A 19,649-nucleotide genomic window follows, 5' to 3' on the forward strand; every position below is an offset into this window, starting at 1 on the left:
ATTAAGCCTCAGCTCCCGGAGCAACGGACAGGCCCAGCTCGCGCTCGCGCAGAACGGTGTAGATGCGGGCAATGTCGCGCTTAACCGTGCCGATGCGGCGGTTGTTGGTCAGCTGGCCAGTGGCCTTCTGGAAGCGGAGGTTGAACAGCTCTTCCTTCGCATCCTTCAGGCGGGACTGCAGCTCAGCGTTGTCGAGCTCACGGAACTCGTGGGCGGGGGTACCGGTTGCCATTAGAACTGGTCCTCCTTCTTGATGATGCGGACCTTGCAAGGAAGCTTCTGGCCTGCACGGCGCAGAGCCTCAATAGCAACGGCCTCGGTTGGGTAGCTCATCTCGAAAAGTACGCGGCCTGGCTTAACGTTAGCCACCCACTTCTCGACCGGGCCCTTACCGGAACCCATACGAACGCCAAGCGGCTTCTGGGTCAACGGACGGTCCGGGAAGATGTTGATCCACACCTTGCCACCACGCTTGACGTGGCGGTTGATGGCAATACGTGCGGCCTCAATCTGACGGTTGGTGATGTACGCCGGCTCGAGAGCCTGGATAGCGTAATCGCCGAAGTTGATGCGGTTACCGCCCTTGGACACGCCGCGACGGTTCGGGCGGTGCTGACGGCGGTACTTAACACGCTTAGGAATCAGCATGGATTAGCCCTCCTGCTTCTGCTGTGCACGCTGGCGGCGCTGGCCACCGCGGCGGGAGCGACCATTGCGGTCACGGCCACGGCCCTGTGCCGGAGCGTTCAGTTCGGACTCGCGTACGCCACCGACGACGTCACCCTTGTAGATCCACACCTTGATGCCGATGCGGCCGAAGGTGGTGTGGGCTTCTGCGGTGCCGTAGTCGATTTCGGCGCGAAGAGTGTGCAGCGGAACGCGACCCTCGTGGTAGCGCTCAACGCGGGACATTTCTGCACCGCCCAGGCGGCCGGACAGCAGGATCTTGATGCCCTTAACCTGTGGCTGGCGCATAGCGGACTGGATAGCCTTGCGCATTGCACGACGGAATGCGACACGGTTAACCAGCTGCTCCGCGATGGAGTGAGCAACCAGGGTTGCGTTTGCGTCTACCTGCTTGACCTCGAGGATGTTGAGGGCAACCATCTTGCCGGTGAGCTTTTCCAGCTCGCGGCGGATGCGGTCAGCCTCAGTACCGCGGCGGCCAATCACGATGCCCGGGCGGGCGGTGTGAATGTCGACGCGGACGCGGTCGCGGGTGCGCTCGATGACGACGTCGGCAATGCCGGCGCGCTCGAGGCCCTTGTTGAGGTAGTTACGAATCTTGATGTCTTCGGCTACGTAGTTCGCGTAGTCCTTATCGGCGAACCAGTGGGTCTTCCAGTCGGAAGTGATGCCCAAACGTAGGCCGTGAGGATGGATCTTCTGGCCCATTACTTGGCCCCTTCCTGCTGGCTTTCGACAACCACGGTGATGTGGCTGGTGCGCTTACGAATCATGAATGCACGACCCTGTGCACGCGGCTGGAAACGACGCATGGTCGGACCCTCGTTGGCATAAGCCTCGGAGATGACCAGGGTACGTGGGTCGAGGCCGAAGTTGTTCTCAGCGTTAGCGGCTGCAGATGCAACGACCTTGGCAACTGGCTTGGAAGCACCCTGCGGTGCGTACTTCAAGATAGCCAGGGCTTCGCTTACGGACTTGCCGCGGACCAGATCGAGCACGCGACGTGCCTTCATCGGGGTGACGCGGACGTAGCGGGCCGTGGCGGATGCGGAGGTGATGGTCTCACTCATCGCTTATCGACGTCCCTTCTTGTCATCCTTGACGTGACCCTTAAAGGTCTTGGTTGGTGCAAACTCGCCCAGCTTGTGGCCGACCATGGAATCCTCGATGAAAACCGGCACGTGCTTGCGGCCGTCATGGACGGCGAAGGTGTGACCGATGAAATCGGGGAGAATGGTCGAGCGGCGAGACCAGGTCTTGATGACCTGCTTGGTGCCTGCATCGTTCTGAGCATCCACCTTGTTGAGGAGGTGCTCATCGACGAACGGGCCCTTCTTAAGGCTGCGTGGCATTGTTTACCTCCTCTTAGCGCTTCTTGTTCGGGCGACGACGGCGCACGATCATGTTGTTGGAGTAACGGTTCGGGTTGCGGGTGCGACCCTCCTTGTGGCCCCATGGGGACACAGGGTGGCGACCACCCGAGGTCTTACCCTCACCACCACCGTGTGGGTGGTCAACCGGGTTCATAACGACACCGCGGACGGTCGGGCGTACGCCCTTCCAGCGCATACGGCCGGCCTTGCCCCAGCGGATGTTCATCTGCTCGGCGTTGCCAACCTCACCAACGGTGGCGCGGCAGCGGATGTCCACACGGCGGATTTCGGAAGACGGCATACGCAGAACTGCGTACTTGCCTTCCTTACCCAGCAGCTGGATGGAAGCACCAGCGGAGCGGGCCAGCTTAGCGCCAGCGCCCGGCTTGAGCTCAACAGCGTGGATGGTGGAACCGGTCGGGATGTTACGCAGCGGCAGGTTGTTGCCAACCTTGATATCTGCGTTCGGGCCGGACTCCACGATGGTGCCCTGCTTCAGGCCCTTAGGGGCGATGATGTAGCGCTTCTCGCCATCAACGTAGTGAAGCAGTGCAATGTTTGCGGTGCGGTTCGGGTCGTACTCGATGTGAGCGACCTTTGCCGGAATGCCGTCCTTGTCGTTACGACGGAAGTCGATGAGACGGTAACGGCGCTTGTGGCCACCGCCGATGTGGCGGGTGGTGATGCGGCCGTAGTTGTTACGGCCACCAGTCTTGCTCAGCGGGCGCAGCAGGGACTTCTCCGGAGTAGAACGAGTGATCTCGTCAAACTCAGAAACGGAGGATGCGCGGCGACCCGGAGTTGTCGGCTTGTACTTACGAATAGCCATAATTCTTCCTTTTCCTTTCGGCTCTCCGGTGGCGCTTAAGCGCCGCCGCCGAAGACGTCGATGGAGTCGCTGCCTTCACGGAGCGTCACGTATGCACGCTTGGTGGACTTACGCTGGCCGTAACCGGTGCGGGTGCGCTTACGCTTACCTGCACGGTTCACGGTGTTCACGGAGTCGACCTTAACGTCAAAGATCTGCTCTACGGCATCTTTAATCTGGGACTTGTTGGAGTCCGTGGAGACGTAGAACGTGTAGACGTTCTGCTCCATCAGACCGTAGGACTTCTCGGATACAACCGGGGCGATGATGATATCGCGTGGGTTAGAAATCTTAGCCATTAGTTCTCCTCCTTATCCGCGCCGGTTGCGCGGTTGATGAAGGTGTGTAGCGCCTCAACGGAGAACACAACGTCATCGGAGTAGAGAACGTCGTAGGTGTTGAGCTGGCCAGCGTCCAGGATCTGGACGTTAGGCAGGTTATTAGCGCTACGACGAGCATTGATGTCCTCGCGGCCGATGACCAGCAGCACGTTCTTGCGCTCGGTCAGGGACTCGAGGAAGGCCTTGGCCGACTTGGTGGACGGCTTCTGGCCCGGTACGAGCTCTTCGATGACGTGGATGCGCTCGTTGCGAGCACGGTCAGACAGTGCACCGAAGAGAGCAGCCTTGATCATCTTCTTAGGGGTGCGCTGTGCGTAGTCGCGGGGCTGTGGGCCATGGACGGTGCCGCCACCGGTGTAGTGCGGTGCGCGGATGGAGCCCTGGCGTGCACGGCCGGTGCCCTTCTGACGGAAAGGCTTGCGACCACCACCGCGGACGTCGCCGCGGGTCTTGGTTGCGTGGGTGCCCTGGCGTGCAGCAGCAAGCTGAGCGTTAACAACCTGGTGCATCAAAGCAATGGATGCCTCGGTGTCAAAGATTTCAGCTGGCAGGTCTACACAGCCGTTGGTCTTACCCTCGGAAGTGTGGACGTCTAGCTTGAGGTTGCTCATGCGTGTGCACCGCCCTTCACTGCGGTCTTAACGGTGACGAGGCCGCCGCGCGCACCAGGGATAGCACCCTTGATGAGCAGCAGGTTGGACTCGGCATCGATTTTCTGAATCTTCAGGTTCTGGGTGGTCACGCGGTCGTGGCCCATACGGCCAGCCATGCGCTTGCCCTTGAAGACGCGGCCCGGGGTAGCAGCGCCGCCGATGCCGCCAACGCGGCGGTGAGCGGCCTGGTTACCGTGAGCTGCGCCCTGGCCTGCAAAGCCGTGGCGCTTCATGCCACCAGCGTAACCGTGGCCCTTGGTCTTGCCGGTGACGTCAACGAAGGAGATACCCTCGAAGATGTCAACCTTGACCTCTTGGCCAACCTCGTAGGCAGAGGTGTCGTCCATGCGGATTTCCGCAACGTGACGGCGCGGGGTTACGCCAGCCTTCTTGAAGTGACCACCAACCGGCTTGTTTGCCTTGCGTGGGTCGATTTCGCCAAAGGCGATCTGGATGGCGCTGTAGCCATCGGTTTCGGGGGTGCGAATCTGGGTGACAACGCATGGCCCTGCCTCGACGACGGTAACCGGCACAACGCGGTTGTCCTCGTCGAAGACCTGGGTCATGCCGAGCTTCTTGCCCAGAATGCCCTTGATCTCGTTTTCACTCATTATTTGTTCTCCACCAAAGTCGCTTACTGGATGTTCACGTCGACGCTTGCCGGAAGATCGATGCGCATAAGAGCATCAACGGTCTTCGGGGTTGGGTCGAGAATGTCGATCAGGCGCTTGTGAGTGCGCATCTCGAAGTGCTCGCGAGAGTCCTTGTACTTGTGCGGAGAACGAATAACTGCGTATACGTTCTTCTCGGTTGGGAGCGGCACTGGGCCAACTACACGAGCACCGGTACGGGTAACGGTCTCGACGATCTTCTTTGCAGAAGCGTCGATAGCCTCGTGGTCATAGGCCTTCAGCCGAATGCGGATTTTTTGTCCCGCCACGCTTATCCTCTTCCTCGCTTCCCCACTTTCACATTCCCGGCGTTTCCGGGGCGTGAAGCGGTGGGAAATTGCTTCTCGATTTCTCTATAACGTTGTCCGGGCTTGGGGCCTGACACAACGCCAGTGGTCTGACTGTCATGACGACCAAGAGTTGCGGTACATGGCAAGGGCCAGAACGCAGTGCTCTCGACGGGGTACAAGACCCGTAGTCAAAGTATTGTGAAGAGGACGGTTTTCACGCATTACACGTGGAGAGTGTCCAATTCGTCTACTGCCGCTGTTTATTTGCCATGCCCCTTCTCCGGTCCATCTTCTCGGGGTGTCACTGCTCTAACGCGGACCTAGCCCGATTGGATGACCTTCCAGTCAATGCTTCAGGTTTCCCTGAACCATGGCGACAACGAAGGTGTCATGTTCGCTTTACCAGCTCAGCGTCTCCCCGAGACTCACGCTTGGCGACGTCCGCCGCCATCACCGAATCTCGGTTCTCGCTGCCCTGTTAAAGCAACCTTTGTATTTAAGCATGTTGGGCTGCGGTTTTTCAAGCCGCGCATTAAACCGTGCCAAAAATCACGTTTTGGAAAATTTTGTTGGCCCACACCCCACACTCGCTTGAGAAGTATCTAAGCTCGGAGGCACTGGCTAAGGACTTTTTGTCCTGCCTAGATATCTAAATATCGCGTTCATGCATCACCCTACAAAGAAAGGCGCAATCGCCCATGTCTGAAAACAAGACTCCTGCACACAACACCGACAACCAGGTTCCTGCTTCCGAGGAGCGCGAGGTCAATAACAACCTGGAGACCCAGTACGGCACCACCACCATCGATGATGTCGTGGTGTCCAAGATTGCCGGTATCGCTGCCCGCGAGGTCTCCGGCGTGGATTCCCTGGGTGGCGGCGGAGCCCGCATGATCGGCAATATCCGCGAGTCCTTCGGCGCTTCTGAGGACGTCCGCCAGGGCGTCGACGTTGAGGTTGAAGACGGCACCGCTCGCATCGAGATTGCCATCACCGCAGAGTACGGCGTAGCTATCCACGAGCTTGCCGAGGCCATCCGCCGCAACATCATGAATGCTGTTGAGCGCATGACCGGCCTGAGCGTCGAGCGCGTCAACGTTGTTGTTCACGACGTAAAGCTGCCGAAGGATGAGTCCGAGGCGGAAGACCAGGCTGCTTTGAACCAGGGTCAGGCTTAAGCCCAATGCCTGAGCCCCGAGCACGTTTTGAGCTCGAGGTAAGCCACGCCCGCGCTATTGCAGAGGCAGTCCAGAAGGTACGCGGCGTCGCCGCGCTCGACGGCGGTTCGTTCGGTTCGGTGAGTTTGTACCTACCGGGCGAACGCATCGTCGGCATGCGTCGGCCCGACCCGCGCGATGATCGCCACCTGCAGATCAACATTCGCGTTGATATAAGCGCCGCGCCGGACCTTTATGCCTTGGCAGAAGATATTCGGTCCGCCGCCCGTGGGGCTTGTCCCGAACTGCAGCGCATTGACGTTGAGTTTTCTGACGCCGTAGATGGCTTATCCGCTGCTCCATCGAAGGAATAGATATGAAGAATTACACCACTTTGGGCATCATTTCCGGCCTTATTCTTGCCTTCTTCTTGCACCTAGGCTGGGGTCCTACTTTGCTCGCCGTACTCCTTGCCGCAATCGGCGGCATTGTGGGAGCACACTTTGATGGCCGTATCGATCTCACTTCTGTGTGGAATGGCCTCATTGGTAAGGAGAAAGGCCAAGGTTAATGACAGATAGTTCCACTCAGGGCCACACGCGTATCTCGCTGCGGACCATGGAACGCATCGTTACCGCCGCGATTGCTAGCGTGCCCGGCACCAAGGCTATAGAGGCCAAGCTAGCAGGCATCGGCGGCCGCGGTTTTCCACGGGTCTCGGTCCAAATGGACTCGGAGCGCGAGGTAGCGGCCGTCAACGCCACCATTGGCGTAGTGTGGCCTTCGCCGGTCACCACGGTGGCGGAACATACTCGTGCCGCCATCTCGGAGGCCATCGCGGCACACACCGGTTATTCCACAACTCGCGTCAATGTCACCGTCGGCGGTTCCGTTCCGGGCAATCGAGTAACTTCCGCAGAGGTGGAGCAGCGCCAGGTCGCTGCTGCCGTCGCGCCACGCATCACGCCCTCGCCGGTATGGCAGCCGGTCACTGCAAAGTCGGTGAATGTACGCAGCATTGCCACACCGCAGGAGGCACCGGTGCGCACCATCGCTGCGCCGGCTAATGGCGTCGCAGTGCAGTCCGTGGACACCCCGCGCGAGACCGAGGTACGCAACATTTCCACTGACCTCCCAGACCACCAGCTGCGTGAGATTTCGTCCCCAAGCGACCACACGGTACGGCCGATTAGGGAACCCAAGCCGGTTCGCGTGCACAGCGTGGCTGCACCTCGCCCAGCCAGGTTGATCCCGAGTGGGCAGGTTCGTCCACTGGCACGGAAAGTTCAGGTAGCAGTCCCTCGGCCGCAGCCGCTGCGCGAGATTGAAATTCGGCACGAGTGGACTCCGCGCCGGGTCGAGGCCCCCAAGTCTGCCCCTGCGCGCACGGTAAAGGCCCCGCGGCCACAACCGCTCAAGAGCATTGAGGTCACGCCAGCAAATCCTCGGCCGTCGCACGTCGATGCGCCACGACCCGAGCCCTTGCGCGCCATTTCCATTAACCCGTATCGCCCACAAGGAGGCAATAATGGCTGATCAGCACATGCCTGAACACTTTGGGCAGCAGCCGAAGGCGTCTCCGGCGGCTCGTACTTGGGCCGTAATCCTTGGGCTCCTACTGCTCGCCGCGGGCGTCATCGGCGTGCGCGAGACGTGGCTGGTGGGTTCCGGCTCCGATGCCCAGTCCTGGGTACAGCCGGTGCTTAATCTCATTGCCACCGAAGACCTGCAGACGTGGATGATTTGGGCCGGCGTTGCCTCCATTGTCGTAGGCCTGATTTTCCTCTTCGCGGCAGTGAAGACCCGCCGCACCACGCACATGCAACTAGCCTCCGATACCGCGTCCATGTGGATGCGGCCGGTGGATATCGCTCGCCTCTCGTCGGCCACTGCTCGCCGTGTTCCGGGCGTGGCCTCCGCACAGACCTCCGCGGATAGCAAGACTGCCAAGGTCACCGTCAATGGCGATACCGAGGATGCAGAGTTACAGGGCCGGGTGGAGACCGCGGTAACACGCTGCCTGGCTCATCTCAAGAACCCGCCGCAGGTCACCGTAGCTGTAGAGAAGATTCCGGAGTTGGATAACAATGTCTAGAAAACTTGCTACCTTTGACCGTATCCTGCTGGGCCTGCTGGGAATCATCCTCATCGCTTTGGGCGTGTGGCCTATCTTGATCCACTTCAATGTGGAATTTGCCAAGTACTTAGCCCTGTGGGTGGACCACGATACGTGGAAGAGCCTGGCGGACAATGATTGGTGGGTGTGGGCGCTAGCCGGCGGCTCCGCACTGCTACTTATTCTGGGGCTGTGGATTGTGGTGGCCAATCTGCGCCACCGCCGCTTCAATAACGTGGAGTCCGCTTCGTCCAATGACAAGGGCTCTATCACGACGTCGATGAACGCTATCGCCGGCGCCGTGGCCCAAGATTTGGATGGAGTCAAGGGAGTAGACCATGTAGAGCGCCTCGTGGCTTATGACCGCGCGCGGCCCACGCTGCAGTACACAGTGACGGCAAATCCGGACACCCCAGTGGAGCGCCTTACCGGTGCGGTTGAAACCAATGAGCGCGATTTCCGCGCAGCGTTTCCCGACGCCGATTTGGACACCATCTACAAGCTGCAGTTCAGCAAGGTAGGTCCGATGAAAGACCTATCCGAATAGCGGGTTTGGAGTCTCCGCCACCAAGATCTCCTGAACGGCCCCAAGGCGGGCCGACTCGCCGCCCCCGAGGATCATTTCCAGTTCCTCGCCGGGGCGGCATTTTTCTATGCGCTGCCAAGAGTAGTCCTGGCGAGTTACGCGGCGGTTTTCCTTAGCAAATAGGTGCAGCCCATGATCGAGCACACCGATGGCCGCTGCGAAGCGAAGAATAAAGACGAAATCACCCAAATCCTGCCGCTTCAGGCCATTAAGGTCTGGGCACTCGGCACTCAACCGCATAAGGCTTGAGACCACGCCAAAGCGGTGTTCAAACCCCTCGGTATCCCGAATAGTAAATGGGCGGCCAGGGCCCGTGGGGCGAATGGACTCATAGGCCCACACCACGGGCTGGGTGTCGGGGCGGCGCACGATGATGCGGGTAGGGGTGGCGGTGATGCGGTAGGTGGGGGCGTCGGCAAGCACGAGCCATTCCCCCGCCGCAATGCGGCCGCCCTCTAAGGGAAGCAAGGGCGGGTGAACGCCCGCTTGGCGCTCCAATTCCGCAACGAGTTCGGCGTCGGTGGCGCCCCATCCAATGCCTTGATTGGCCAGCATGGCAAAGAAAGTGGGAAGGCTGAGGTCGGGCTGGCCCTCCCAGGCGCGGCGGAGGGACTCAAGCGTGGGATCGATGCGGGTGGGGTCATCCATATCCCTACAGACTATACCGGTCCAAAGCTACCGGGCCCCGAGCAGCCCAAAAGAATCGTACAGAAGGCAGAAACACCATATGGGGCGAACATTAGATATAGATCAAAAAATCCGCCCCACCCGAAGGTGGAGCGGACTCTTTAAAGCTCTACTGAGCGGTTACGGGGTATCGATTACTCGATAACCTTGGTAACGCGGCCAGCGCCGACGGTGCGGGAGCCCTCGCGGATAGCGAAGCGCAGGCCCTCGTCCATAGCGACCGGCTGGATGAGCTCAACGGACATCTCAACGTTGTCGCCAGGCATAACCATCTCGGTGCCCTCTGGCAGGTTAACAACACCGGTAACGTCAGTGGTACGGAAGTAGAACTGCGGACGGTAGTTGTTCATGAACGGGGTGTGGCGGCCGCCCTCGTCCTTCTTCAGGACGTAGACGGAACCCTCGAACTTGGTGTGCGGGGTGTAAGCGCCCGGCTTGATAACAACCTGGCCACGCTCAACGTCCTCACGCTTGGTACCACGCAGAAGCAGACCACAGTTGTCGCCAGCCTCGGTGTAGTCCATCATCTTGCGGAACATCTCGATACCGGTAACGGTGGTGTTCTGGGACTTCTCCTGGATACCGATGATCTCAACGTCCTCGTTGACTTCCAGACGGCCACGCTCAACACGGCCGGTAACAACGGTACCGCGGCCGGTAATGGTGAAGATGTCCTCGATAGGCATCAGGAACGGCTGGTCGGTAGCGCGCTGCGGATCTGGGATGGAGTTGTCGCAAGCTTCCATCAGGTCAACAACGGACTGTACCCACTTCTCATCGCCCTCAAGAGCCTTCAAAGCGGAAATGTGGGTGATAGGAGCTTCCTCATCGTAGTCCTGCTCTGCGAGCAGCTCACGGATCTCCATCTCAACGAGCTCGATGATTTCCTCATCATCAACCATATCGCACTTGTTCAGTGCAACGAGGATGTAAGGAACGCCAACCTGGCGAGCAAGCAGAACGTGCTCACGGGTCTGCGGCATCGGGCCATCGGTTGCAGCAACAACCAAGATAGCGCCGTCCATCTGCGCAGCGCCGGTAATCATGTTCTTGATGTAGTCGGCGTGGCCCGGAGCGTCAACGTGTGCGTAGTGGCGCTTCGGGGTGGAGTACTCAACGTGGGAGATGTTGATGGTAATACCGCGCTCCTTCTCCTCAGGAGCCTTGTCGATCATGTCGAACGCGAATGCCTCGTTCTCCTCAGGGTACTGGTCAGCCAGCACCTTGGTGATCGCTGCGGTGGTGGTGGTCTTGCCGTGGTCGACGTGTCCGATGGTGCCGATGTTCACATGCGGCTTCGTACGCTCGAACTTCTCCTTTGCCACTGTATGTCCTCCTGGACTATATGGTGGCTACGACCTTCGCAGCCACGTGGTTGACAGTTGTCATTGGCACCCGACCCACAGTATGTGGGGCAAAGCGCTAATGACGCTTTCTTTACGTGCCAGTTACACGATCCTAGATTTATGTCGCGGTTTTTTCAAACCGCCGTTATAGGAGGTAACCCCGCGAAAAATCGCGGCCATTTCCCTCGACAAGAATCTTTTTAAAAGGATCCTGGGAGGGTAACGGCCGGCTCAATTCACAACCTAGAAGCCTAAGCTGCAAACTCAGCCCGCCGCTACCCTGGCCCAGTTGTCCCGCCCCGCGGCGGGTCTGGCATCTACTGGCGAAGAGTACCAGCCCGACTAAACCGCGGAAGAGACGGGGCTAGTGCTTAGTTAGCGCCGCCGGTGCGCTCCTCGATGATCTCCTGTGCCACGGAGGAAGGAACCTCTGCGTAGGAATCGAAGACCATGGTGAAGTTTGCGCGGCCAGCGGTGGAAGAACGCAGGTCACCGATATAACCGAACATCTCGGACAGCGGCACCTTAGCCTTAACGACCTTCGCACCGGAGCGGTCTTCCATAGCGAAGACCTGGCCACGACGGGAGGAGATGTCACCGTTAACGGTACCCATGTACTCCTCAGGGGTGACAACCTCAACGGCCATCATCGGCTCCAGCAGAACAGGCTTAGCCTTGGCCATAGCTTCCTTGAATACCTGGGAGCCGGCCAGCTTGAAGGCCATCTCGGAGGAGTCGACGTCGTGGTACTGGCCGTCTTCCAGGGTGGCCTTGATGTTGACCATCGGGAAGCCTGCCAGGTAGCCGTACTGCATAGCGTCCTGGATACCAGCGTCGACGGAAGGAATGTATTCCTTCGGAACGCGGCCACCAGTAACGGCATTCTCGAATGCGTAGGTTGCGGACTCGCCCTCTTCCAGGGTCTCTGGGTCCGGGTTGTACGGCTCGATGGTGCAGATAACCTTTGCGAACTGGCCGGAACCACCGGTCTGCTTCTTGTGGGTGTATTCCATGGACTCAACCTTCTTGCGGATGGTCTCACGGTATGCAACCTGCGGGTTACCGATGTTTGCTTCGACCTTGAACTCGCGCTTCATGCGGTCAACCAGAACATCGAGGTGGAGCTCGCCCATGCCGCCGATAACGGTCTGGCCGGTCTCTTCATCCAGTTCAACGGTGAAGGTTGGGTCCTCAGCAGCAAGCTTCTGAATGGCGTTACCCAGCTTCTCCTGGTCAGCCTTGGTCTTTGGCTCGATGGAAACCTTGATAACCGGATCCGGGAAGTCCATGGACTCGAGGATGATCTGGTCATCCTTGTCACACAGGGTGTCACCGGTGGTGGTCTCCTTCAGGCCAACAACTGCGTAGATGTTGCCGGCGTCTGCCTGCTCAACAGGGTTCTCCTTGTTGGCGTGCATCTGGAAGAGCTTACCGATACGCTCCTTCTTGCCCTTGGTGGAGTTCATAACCTCGGTACCCGGGGTGACCTGGCCGGAGTACACGCGGATGAAGTTCAGCTGGCCGAAGAACGGGTGAGCTGCAATCTTGAAGGACAGTGCGGAGAAGGAAGACTCCACGGAAGGCTTACGGGTGAGCTGGTTGTCCTCGTTGCCGACCTCGTGGCCGATAACCTCGCCAACGTCCAGCGGGTTAGGCAGGAAGTCAACAACAGCGTCCAGCAGCGGCTGCACGCCCTTGTTGCGGTAAGCGGTACCGCAGTAAACCGGGTAAATCTCGGAGTTGATGGTCAGCTTACGGATGCCGGCCTTGAGCTCGTCAATGGTCAGCTCCTCGCCGCCGAAGTACTTCTCCATGAGCTCTTCGTCGGACTCAGCAACAGTCTCGACCAACTTCTCGCGGTACTCAGCCGCCTTGTCCTTGAGGTCCTCAGGGATATCTTCAACAACAGGCTCTGCACCGGTCTCGACCTTGCCGCGCCAGGTCAATGCCTGCATGTTCAGCAGATCAACGATGCCGTCGAAGTCATCTTCAGCACCAATAGGCAGCTGCATTACCAGCGGCTTAGCGCCCAGGCGGTCCTCAATGGTGGAGACGGTGTAGTAGAAGTCTGCGCCCAGCTTGTCCATCTTGTTGACGAAGCAGATACGCGGAACGTCGTACTTAGCAGCCTGACGCCACACCTGCTCGGACTGCGGCTCCACACCTTCCTTACCGTCGAAGACTGCGACGGCGCCATCAAGGACACGCAGGGAACGCTCAACCTCAACGGTGAAGTCAACGTGACCCGGGGTGTCAATGATGTTGATCTGGTTGTTGTTCCAGAAGCAGGTCACGGCAGCGGAGGTAATGGTGATGCCGCGTTCCTTCTCCTGTGCCATCCAGTCAGTGGTGGAAGCACCGTCGTGGGTCTCGCCCACCTTACGGTTGATACCGGTATAGAAGAGAATACGCTCGGTGGTGGTCGTCTTACCAGCATCGATGTGGGCCATGATGCCGATGTTGCGGACCTTGTTCAGGTCCTTAAGCACTTCTTGTGCCACGTTTATACCCCAACTTAATAGTCGTCGACGCCGTGACCAGGTTTCTGGCTATGACGCCTGCATGGATAAGGTCATGTATATTTTTGCCACTATTTGGCCGTCCTCGGAGCAGCCTGCCCCTAGACTTCCATCGCTTCAGTGTACTGGACACTCCACGATGCCGCTGGACTGGGCAGGGATACCGCTCAGAGATCACACCCATTAGGGCAAAAAATGGCCCAAGCAAGAGATATGGAGTTTTGTGTTGCCGCGGCGGGAAAACTGCCGACAGCCAGCGCGAAACTTGTTTCTCGTTGCTTGGGCCATTGATGTGGGTGCTGAAATTACCAGCGGTAGTGGGCGAAGGCGCGGTTGGCCTCTGCCATCTTGTGAGTATCCTCACGACGCTTAACGGAAGCGCCGAGGCCGTTGGAGGCATCCAGGATCTCGTTTGCGAGACGCTCAATCATGGAGTTCTCGCGACGCTGGCGGGTGAAGGTCACCATCCAGCGCAGTGCCAGGGTGGTAGCACGGTCAGGGCGAACCTCAACCGGCACCTGGTAGGTAGCGCCACCGACACGGCGGGAGCGAACCTCGAGGTCTGGGCGGATGTTGCCCAGTGCCTTCTCCAGGGTGCCAACCGGATCGGTACCGGTCTTCTCGCGGCAAGCCTCGAGAGCGCCGTAGACGATGCGCTCTGCGGTGGACTTCTTGCCGTCCTGGAGGATCTTGTTGACGAGCATGGTTACCTGCTCGGAGTTGTATACCGGGTCCTTGACTACAGGACGCTTCGGAGCAGCATTCTTACGCATTGTTTATTACTGTCCCTTCTTTGCGCCGTAACGGGAACGTGCCTGCTTACGGTCCTTGACACCCTGGGTATCCAGAGCGCCGCGGACGATCTTGTAACGAACACCAGGAAGGTCCTTCACACGGCCGCCGCGAACGAGGACCATGGAGTGCTCCTGCAGGTTGTGGCCCTCACCCGGAATGTAGGCGGAAACCTCAATACCGGTGGTCAGGCGAACACGAGCAACCTTACGCAGTGCTGAGTTCGGCTTCTTAGGAGTGGTGGTGTACACGCGGGTGCATACACCGCGACGCTGCGGGGAACCCTTCAGCGCAGCAGTAGACACCTCAGAACGCTTGCTGTGGCGGCCCTTGCGGACCAGCTGCTGAATAGTTGGCATTTAACAGTCTTTCTGTCGAATCGCACCGAGGCCAAAAGAAAGGAACCAAACATGCAAAAATAGGCGCTCTTTCCCGGGGCGCTGCCGCATGTCCAGAACTCTTTCCAAAGCCGGTGCTTTGTAAAGGATCAGACTCTTCACCGCGCGCCTAGAAAGGCACGCATAGTGAACTGACGTTTAGAGTAGCAAACCGACCGCGCTTTATACAAAACGCGATCGGCGCCTTCCTGCTGCTAGGACCATTCCCAGACCAGATCCGCCTCGGCGGCCTTGGTGGCAAAGTAGTCCTTTTCCTGTTCCTCCCAGGTTTCAAACCACTGGTCGTAGTCAGGCTCGCGGGCGATGGCGCGTTCGCGGCGTAGGTCACGAGGGCCGTCGATAAGCACGCTAATTACCGCTCCCCTTTCCTTTGCTGCTGCGATATTGGCCGGGGTTACCGAGCCCACGCCTTCGACAATAAGGTCATCGCGCACGTCCAGACTAGCCCAGTCTCCAGGGGCGTCTGCCTCCCAATCCCAGCGCCAATAGCCGGGGTTCATGGTGCGCAACACCTGCTCTGCCACCATGTCAGAGCCCTTGTCCAACCCGTGCCAGCCGGGATAGAACTCATCGAGGTGCACTACCCGCCAATTGGTGCGCTCGGCCAGCGCGGCGGAAGTCCAGGTTTTTCCGGCGCCCGAAGGGCCGTCGATAAGTACGGTCACTGGCTTGAAGGCACGCTTTCTGGCTGCCGCCAGCTTGACGACGTCCTCTAAAAGGCGCTCTAGTTGGCTATCAAAGTCCATGGTCGCTCAATCACTGCTTTCGCGGTTTATAGGCCGAAGAATCTCCAGGCCCCAGTGAGTACCGAAACTACCACCGGTACGAAAGCGAAGACAGTACCTAGGGCCATAATCCACCCATCGCGGGCCCGCAGGCGGGACTCGCGCGCCCATGTCCGTGCCCCTCCTCCAGGTGGAGTACGACCAAATCCGCGCGCCTCCATAGCCGTGGCCAACTTGCCACCGCGGCGCAGCGCGATGACCAAAAGCCCGAAGGACATAGTAAGCAGATGCTTCAGCTTGCCGACGTCCGTCAGCCCCCTCGCCCTGCGCGCCATCCCCAGCGACTGCCAATCGGATTGGAAAAGCGTCATCATACGCACACCTGCAACCGCACCAATGACAAAGCGCGAGGGCAGCTTCAGGATCTGCGAGAGAGCATCACCCAGCTCCGTAGGATCGATGTCGCGGGCCAGCACCACCATGGGCAACGCTACGGCGAAAACACGCAGTGTGATGGCGATGGCAAGAGTAAGGGAATTTTCGGTGATGTGAATTAACCACCAGTGGAAGTATTCGGTGCCGCTGGGTTCGCCGTAAAGAAGCATTGAAATGCCCGAAATCGGGGCAATCAAGAAGAGGAACCATCCGGCCTTAAAGACTCGCACCCACGATACCCCGCATAGCGGGGCGAAAATCAGGGTGAGCGCTAATGATACCGCTGCCGAAACCCAGTCAATGGATGCCAAAATGGGAGTGACCCAGATAAACATCAAAAACACTCGCGTCAGCGGATTGGCCCCGCGCAAAAGGTTAGGCACCCTCCACCTCCACATGATGATCCCCCAAAGCCTGAATAAACAAAGGATCGTGGGTGATAGAAGCGACGGTGGTACCACCATCGGCTAGCTCCCGTAGCAACCGCACCAGCTCCACAAAGGTCTGCGGGTCCTGCCCAAAAGTAGGCTCGTCAAGGAGCACTACCTCAGGTGAGGTTACCAACGCAGTAGCGACTGAAAGCCGGCGCTTCTCGCCTCCTGAAAGCGTGAAGGGATTAGCCTCCAAAAGGTGCTCCAGGCGCAAGGAATCCACCAATCGGGCTATGCGCTCTTCCGGCGGCTTTACTCGCATGACCTTTGGCGCCACACGCAGCTCTTCCGCCACCGTGCGAGAAACGAACTGGTGCTCTGGGTTCTGGAATACGAATCCAATGCGATCTGCCAACTCACGGGATTTCCACCGAATCGGTGGGCCCTTGACCCCACGGCGCACATAGTCTACCACTCCGATCTCGCCGGAGATGGCCGGCAGCAAGCCCGCCATGGTCATTAACCATGTCGATTTTCCTGCGCCATTAGGACCTGTAATCACAGTCGAAGCCCCCGCCGGCAAAGAAATCGTACGCGGTGGTCCGAAGCGAGTAACCAAATCCTTACTCCAGAGTGCGGCGTCGCCTTCCCCAGCTGCACCATCGCCCATCTCGCGGGCCTGTGGGAGCCCTTCGACACGTCGGCGCTTTGCTACTTGCTCAAAGGGGCCATCGGCCACGATGCGCCCATGCGCAATTTCCACGGCACGGTCAAGCAGTCCTTCCCAAGCCGAATGTTGGTGTTCTACCACCACGAGGGTAGCCCCAGTCTCTTCTACTAGTGCAGAAACGGCACGAACGACATCGCGGGCGCCGGCAGGGTCAAGATTGGCAGTGGGTTCATCGAGCAGCACCACACCTGCACCCATAGCGATTACACCCGCTAAAGCAAGGCGTTGCTTTTGCCCACCAGACAAGCGCTCAGTAGGAAAATCGATATCTACAAACGGGCCGACCAGATCCTTGGCCGCGGCAACACGGCGCCAAATCTCTTCTCTCGGATACGCTAGGTTCTCGCAGCCGAAAGCAATATCGTCTCCCACTCGAGCTGAGATAACCTGCGAATCTGGGTCTTGCAGCACCAGCCCTACGGGAATAGAGTGGCCCGGTTCTTCCACCGCGCCAGTGGAATCTTCCAAGAGGATCTCTCCGGTGCGGGTTCCCTCTTCATCGGAACCCAGCACCCCAGCTATAGCAGCCAGGAATGTGGACTTTCCGGATCCAGAGTCTCCGCAGAGCAATACCCGCTCGCCCGGCTCAATAACCAGGTCAATATCTGCTAACGCCGGCTGGGTGCGCCCGGCATGCGTCCAGCCAAAACCGCGGGCGGTAATTTTTGTGGGCCTTCCCGCCAGAGTGGAAAAGTCAGTCACAGTGCCCACACGCCCTAAGCGCGCTGTTCACGGCCTGCGACGAAACGATCCAAAGCACCTGTCTTCGCTAGCGCCTTCACCACGAAAAAGCCCAAAGCACCGGCGAGGATAGCACCAGAGATAGTCAGCGTAGCCAAATAAATCATTTGGAACTCGACGGAGCGAGCCAAGTTACCGGAAAGGAATAGCTCGAGAATAAAAGCACCCCAGCCAGCAGCCATACCAGCAAGCACCGACACACCAAAGCCAAACTTGCGGTACAGGAAGATAGCCAGGATAATTTCCACGCCGAGCCCTTGTGCCAAACCGGAATACAAGGTTTCAATGCCCCACTGGGAACCCAGCACTGCGGAAACAGTAGCCGCTAGGACCTCAACGTATACAGCTGCACCCGGTTTGCGGATGATAAGGCCACCCAGCACACCACCAATGAGCCAAATGCCGGTGGCTATACCGCCCAACCCCGGGGTAATAGCATCCATTGCTTGGAACCAGGCGTAGCCCACTGCGTTCCAACCCAAAAATACAAAGCCGCAGGCTACACCCAGCACGGACGCAACCACGATATCGACCACGCGCCAATTCAAACTGCGCTTCGGGGCAGCGGACGCACGTGCAGTATTAGCAGACATAGTTTTCCTCCCTCTCGCCGGCATTATCCGGATCAGGTTCTACGGTTCACCGCACAGTGGCGGTATCTCAGCCTCAGCCTGTCTATAAGACGTTGTCTTCTTCGTACAGGCAGAAGCACCCGTGAGTTGTACAATTATCGTTCTCTAGCATTAGCCATGGTGGCGTACCTGACTAAAGACTGTGTCCATACTAGCAAGCACCATTGGCTCCCCTCCCCCATTGGCCGCCCGATGCGTAACACACGACTCCTTTGGAGCAGCAGGGCCGACTTTTGTCCGCTGGCTATCCAGCAAACCGCATTGTGAGGCGACCTGGACTACCTCCTACACAGCTATCCCAGTCCTTCCCAAAACTATCCGAGCAACTAATCACTTCCGCGAAGCTCTAGGGACCCCAGGTAACAAGGCTCTCAATGATCGTAGCGACTCGACTAATTTATCTGGTCGAAAGCCTCAACCTTTAACTAGCAAAAGACAACGAATGGCCGTTAGCACCAGCGATCCTAATGGATTCAACTGGGCTAACGGCCATATCCGTTCCCTAAAAGGTTGGGAAGATTACGCCCTTCCCATGGCGCGCAGATGCGGGACTTTAAGTAGCCCCACTCCCACGATTACTTGGAGGAGCTAGAGGAACCAGCACCTGGAGCACAGGAATTGATAAGCAATCCCAGTGCAAGTGCGCCAGCTGCAGCAAGAGCAACTCCGCCACCGATGCGGCCAGCCTCTGGGCTAACCTTCTTTAGCATCATGTCAATCTGGCTAGCCTGCTTTGCAAGCGGGCCATTGTAGATACCCAGCTGCTTCTGCAGTGCAGCGTTCTGCTGACCCAGCTGACGGTTAATGCCATCAATCTGAGCGGATACCTGCTTTACCAGCGGGGAGAAGCCCGGAATGTTCATCTGCGAAGCCAGACCAATTGGCAGCAGGAACAGCAGCGGCAAACCAACGCCAGCAGCAGCTGGTGCACAGCGCTCCCAATCAACATTGGAAGAACCACCCGGGAGGCTGGAGCCGTCATTGGACTGCTCGCCCTTCACAGTTGTGGAATCCTCGTTGCCGTCCTTATCAGTGACAGTAATCTTGTCACCTTCCTTCAGGTCAACACCAGGCTTAGCAGTCCACTTGCCGTCATCACCGACAGTCACAGTGGTCTTACCCTTTTCATTACCATCCTCATCGACGATAGTGACCTCTACCTCAGAGCCAGGCTTACCCTCACCAGTGATTTCCTTGTCACCTTCAGTGACATCATCAATAGCGGGCTTCTGCTCCTGACCATCAGTCTGCTTGCTCTTGACAGTTGTGGAATCCTCGTTGCCGTCCTTATCGGTGACAGTAATCTTGTCACCTTCCTTCAGGTCAACACCAGGCTTAGCAGTCCACTTGCCGTCATCACCGACAGTCACAGTGGTCTTACCCTTTTCATTACCATCCTTGTCAACGATGGTGACCTCTACCTCAGAGCCAGGCTTACCCTCACCAGTGATTTCCTTGTCACCTTCAGTGACATCATCAATAGCGGGCTTCTGCTCCTGACCATCAGTCTGCTTGCTCTTGACAGTTGTGG

General features: G+C 58.4%; 26 protein-coding genes and 1 riboswitch. Of the genes, 6 read left to right on the forward strand and 20 right to left on the reverse strand.

Annotated features, from left to right (window positions below):
- Position 1 precedes the first annotated feature (1 nt).
- The 10 genes from rpmC to rpsJ are packed head-to-tail and all read right to left on the reverse strand — an operon-like array spanning position 2 to position 4,862.
- A complete protein-coding gene (gene rpmC / locus MHY08_RS02495; RefSeq protein ID WP_005322842.1) occupies positions 2-232 on the reverse strand; it encodes a 50S ribosomal protein L29 in 231 nt (76 codons plus the stop codon).
- A complete protein-coding gene (rplP, locus tag MHY08_RS02500) occupies positions 232-648 on the reverse strand; it encodes a 50S ribosomal protein L16 (RefSeq protein WP_005322843.1) in 417 nt (138 codons plus the stop codon). The genes rpmC and rplP overlap by 1 nt, the downstream gene beginning before the upstream one ends.
- A gap of 3 nt (positions 649-651) precedes the next feature.
- Positions 652-1,395 carry a 30S ribosomal protein S3 gene (rpsC, locus tag MHY08_RS02505; protein ID WP_204610250.1) on the reverse strand — a complete coding sequence of 248 codons (744 nt, stop codon included), beginning with the start codon at positions 1,393-1,395 and terminating at the stop codon, positions 652-654.
- Complete coding sequence (rplV, locus tag MHY08_RS02510) at positions 1,395-1,757, reverse strand: 50S ribosomal protein L22 (protein ID WP_005276938.1); 363 nt, start codon at positions 1,755-1,757, stop codon at positions 1,395-1,397. Before rplV ends, rpsC begins: the two co-directional genes overlap by 1 nt.
- A 3-nt stretch (positions 1,758-1,760) precedes the next feature.
- Positions 1,761-2,039 carry a 30S ribosomal protein S19 gene (gene rpsS / locus MHY08_RS02515; protein ID WP_005276936.1) on the reverse strand — a complete coding sequence of 93 codons (279 nt, stop codon included), beginning with the start codon at positions 2,037-2,039 and terminating at the stop codon, positions 1,761-1,763.
- Positions 2,040-2,052: 13 nt separating this feature from the next.
- Entirely contained in the window at positions 2,053-2,889 is an 837-nt protein-coding gene (rplB, locus tag MHY08_RS02520; RefSeq protein ID WP_023020551.1) for a 50S ribosomal protein L2, read from the reverse strand.
- Between the two features lie 35 nt (positions 2,890-2,924).
- A complete protein-coding gene (gene rplW, locus MHY08_RS02525; protein ID WP_023020550.1) occupies positions 2,925-3,227 on the reverse strand; it encodes a 50S ribosomal protein L23 in 303 nt (100 codons plus the stop codon).
- The gene (gene rplD / locus MHY08_RS02530) at positions 3,227-3,880 is read right to left on the reverse strand and encodes a 50S ribosomal protein L4 (protein ID WP_239235166.1); all 654 of its coding nucleotides are present in this window, start codon (positions 3,878-3,880) and stop codon (positions 3,227-3,229) included. The genes rplW and rplD overlap by 1 nt, the downstream gene beginning before the upstream one ends.
- Positions 3,877-4,533 (reverse strand): 50S ribosomal protein L3, encoded by a 657-nt coding sequence (gene rplC / locus MHY08_RS02535; protein WP_204610256.1) that lies wholly within the window; start codon positions 4,531-4,533, stop codon positions 3,877-3,879. Before rplC ends, rplD begins: the two co-directional genes overlap by 4 nt.
- A gap of 23 nt (positions 4,534-4,556) precedes the next feature.
- Positions 4,557-4,862 (reverse strand): 30S ribosomal protein S10, encoded by a 306-nt coding sequence (rpsJ, locus tag MHY08_RS02540; protein ID WP_003848085.1) that lies wholly within the window; start codon positions 4,860-4,862, stop codon positions 4,557-4,559.
- A 719-nt stretch (positions 4,863-5,581) separates the two neighbouring features.
- Here rpsJ and MHY08_RS02545 point away from each other — a divergent pair.
- Genes MHY08_RS02545 through amaP form a run of 6 tightly spaced genes read left to right on the forward strand, consistent with a single transcriptional unit; the run spans position 5,582 to position 8,703 of the window.
- The gene (locus tag MHY08_RS02545) at positions 5,582-6,061 is read left to right on the forward strand and encodes an Asp23/Gls24 family envelope stress response protein (RefSeq protein WP_204610257.1); all 480 of its coding nucleotides are present in this window, start codon (positions 5,582-5,584) and stop codon (positions 6,059-6,061) included.
- Between the two features lie 5 nt (positions 6,062-6,066).
- On the forward strand, positions 6,067-6,414 hold the full coding sequence (locus MHY08_RS02550; RefSeq protein WP_049378862.1) for a hypothetical protein: 348 nt from the start codon (positions 6,067-6,069) through the stop codon (positions 6,412-6,414).
- A gap of 2 nt (positions 6,415-6,416) precedes the next feature.
- The gene (locus MHY08_RS02555; RefSeq protein WP_023020546.1) at positions 6,417-6,611 is read left to right on the forward strand and encodes a DUF2273 domain-containing protein; all 195 of its coding nucleotides are present in this window, start codon (positions 6,417-6,419) and stop codon (positions 6,609-6,611) included.
- Complete coding sequence (locus tag MHY08_RS02560; RefSeq protein WP_204610258.1) at positions 6,611-7,576, forward strand: Asp23/Gls24 family envelope stress response protein; 966 nt, start codon at positions 6,611-6,613, stop codon at positions 7,574-7,576. The genes MHY08_RS02555 and MHY08_RS02560 overlap by 1 nt, the downstream gene beginning before the upstream one ends.
- Positions 7,569-8,135, forward strand: coding sequence for a DUF6286 domain-containing protein (locus MHY08_RS02565; RefSeq protein ID WP_239235167.1), 567 nt, complete (start codon positions 7,569-7,571; stop codon positions 8,133-8,135). The genes MHY08_RS02560 and MHY08_RS02565 overlap by 8 nt, the downstream gene beginning before the upstream one ends.
- A complete protein-coding gene (gene amaP, locus MHY08_RS02570; RefSeq protein ID WP_239228626.1) occupies positions 8,128-8,703 on the forward strand; it encodes an alkaline shock response membrane anchor protein AmaP in 576 nt (191 codons plus the stop codon). The genes MHY08_RS02565 and amaP overlap by 8 nt, the downstream gene beginning before the upstream one ends.
- Here amaP and MHY08_RS02575 read toward each other — a convergent pair.
- The 10 genes from MHY08_RS02575 to MHY08_RS02620 form a co-directional block, all read right to left on the reverse strand.
- Positions 8,692-9,390, reverse strand: coding sequence for a hypothetical protein (locus tag MHY08_RS02575; RefSeq protein ID WP_239228627.1), 699 nt, complete (start codon positions 9,388-9,390; stop codon positions 8,692-8,694). The genes amaP and MHY08_RS02575 overlap by 12 nt on opposite strands.
- A 173-nt stretch (positions 9,391-9,563) precedes the next feature.
- The gene (tuf, locus tag MHY08_RS02580) at positions 9,564-10,754 is read right to left on the reverse strand and encodes an elongation factor Tu (RefSeq protein ID WP_239235168.1); all 1,191 of its coding nucleotides are present in this window, start codon (positions 10,752-10,754) and stop codon (positions 9,564-9,566) included.
- 392 nt (positions 10,755-11,146) lie between these two features.
- A complete protein-coding gene (fusA, locus tag MHY08_RS02585) occupies positions 11,147-13,276 on the reverse strand; it encodes an elongation factor G (protein WP_239235169.1) in 2,130 nt (709 codons plus the stop codon).
- Positions 13,277-13,599: 323 nt separating this feature from the next.
- The gene (rpsG, locus tag MHY08_RS02590; protein WP_204610265.1) at positions 13,600-14,067 is read right to left on the reverse strand and encodes a 30S ribosomal protein S7; all 468 of its coding nucleotides are present in this window, start codon (positions 14,065-14,067) and stop codon (positions 13,600-13,602) included.
- A gap of 6 nt (positions 14,068-14,073) precedes the next feature.
- Entirely contained in the window at positions 14,074-14,445 is a 372-nt protein-coding gene (gene rpsL, locus MHY08_RS02595; protein WP_204610266.1) for a 30S ribosomal protein S12, read from the reverse strand.
- 233 nt (positions 14,446-14,678) lie between these two features.
- The gene (locus MHY08_RS02600) at positions 14,679-15,230 is read right to left on the reverse strand and encodes a hypothetical protein (RefSeq protein WP_239235170.1); all 552 of its coding nucleotides are present in this window, start codon (positions 15,228-15,230) and stop codon (positions 14,679-14,681) included.
- Between the two features lie 26 nt (positions 15,231-15,256).
- Positions 15,257-16,027, reverse strand: coding sequence for an energy-coupling factor transporter transmembrane protein EcfT (locus MHY08_RS02605; RefSeq protein ID WP_239235171.1), 771 nt, complete (start codon positions 16,025-16,027; stop codon positions 15,257-15,259).
- The gene (locus tag MHY08_RS02610; RefSeq protein ID WP_239235172.1) at positions 16,020-17,447 is read right to left on the reverse strand and encodes an ABC transporter ATP-binding protein; all 1,428 of its coding nucleotides are present in this window, start codon (positions 17,445-17,447) and stop codon (positions 16,020-16,022) included. The genes MHY08_RS02605 and MHY08_RS02610 overlap by 8 nt, the downstream gene beginning before the upstream one ends.
- 14 nt (positions 17,448-17,461) lie before the next feature.
- The gene (locus tag MHY08_RS02615; protein ID WP_239235173.1) at positions 17,462-18,079 is read right to left on the reverse strand and encodes an ECF transporter S component; all 618 of its coding nucleotides are present in this window, start codon (positions 18,077-18,079) and stop codon (positions 17,462-17,464) included.
- Positions 18,070-18,212: riboswitch (TPP riboswitch) on the reverse strand. (Overlaps the previous gene by 10 nt.)
- Before the next feature lie 481 nt (positions 18,213-18,693).
- Positions 18,694-19,649: Ig-like domain-containing protein (locus tag MHY08_RS02620; RefSeq protein ID WP_239235174.1), on the reverse strand; the 956-nt coding region annotated here is incomplete at its 5' end.

The organism is Corynebacterium sp. ACRPJ, from assembly GCF_022347345.1.
Classification (GTDB): Bacteria; Actinomycetota; Actinomycetes; order Mycobacteriales; family Mycobacteriaceae; genus Corynebacterium; species Corynebacterium tuberculostearicum_D.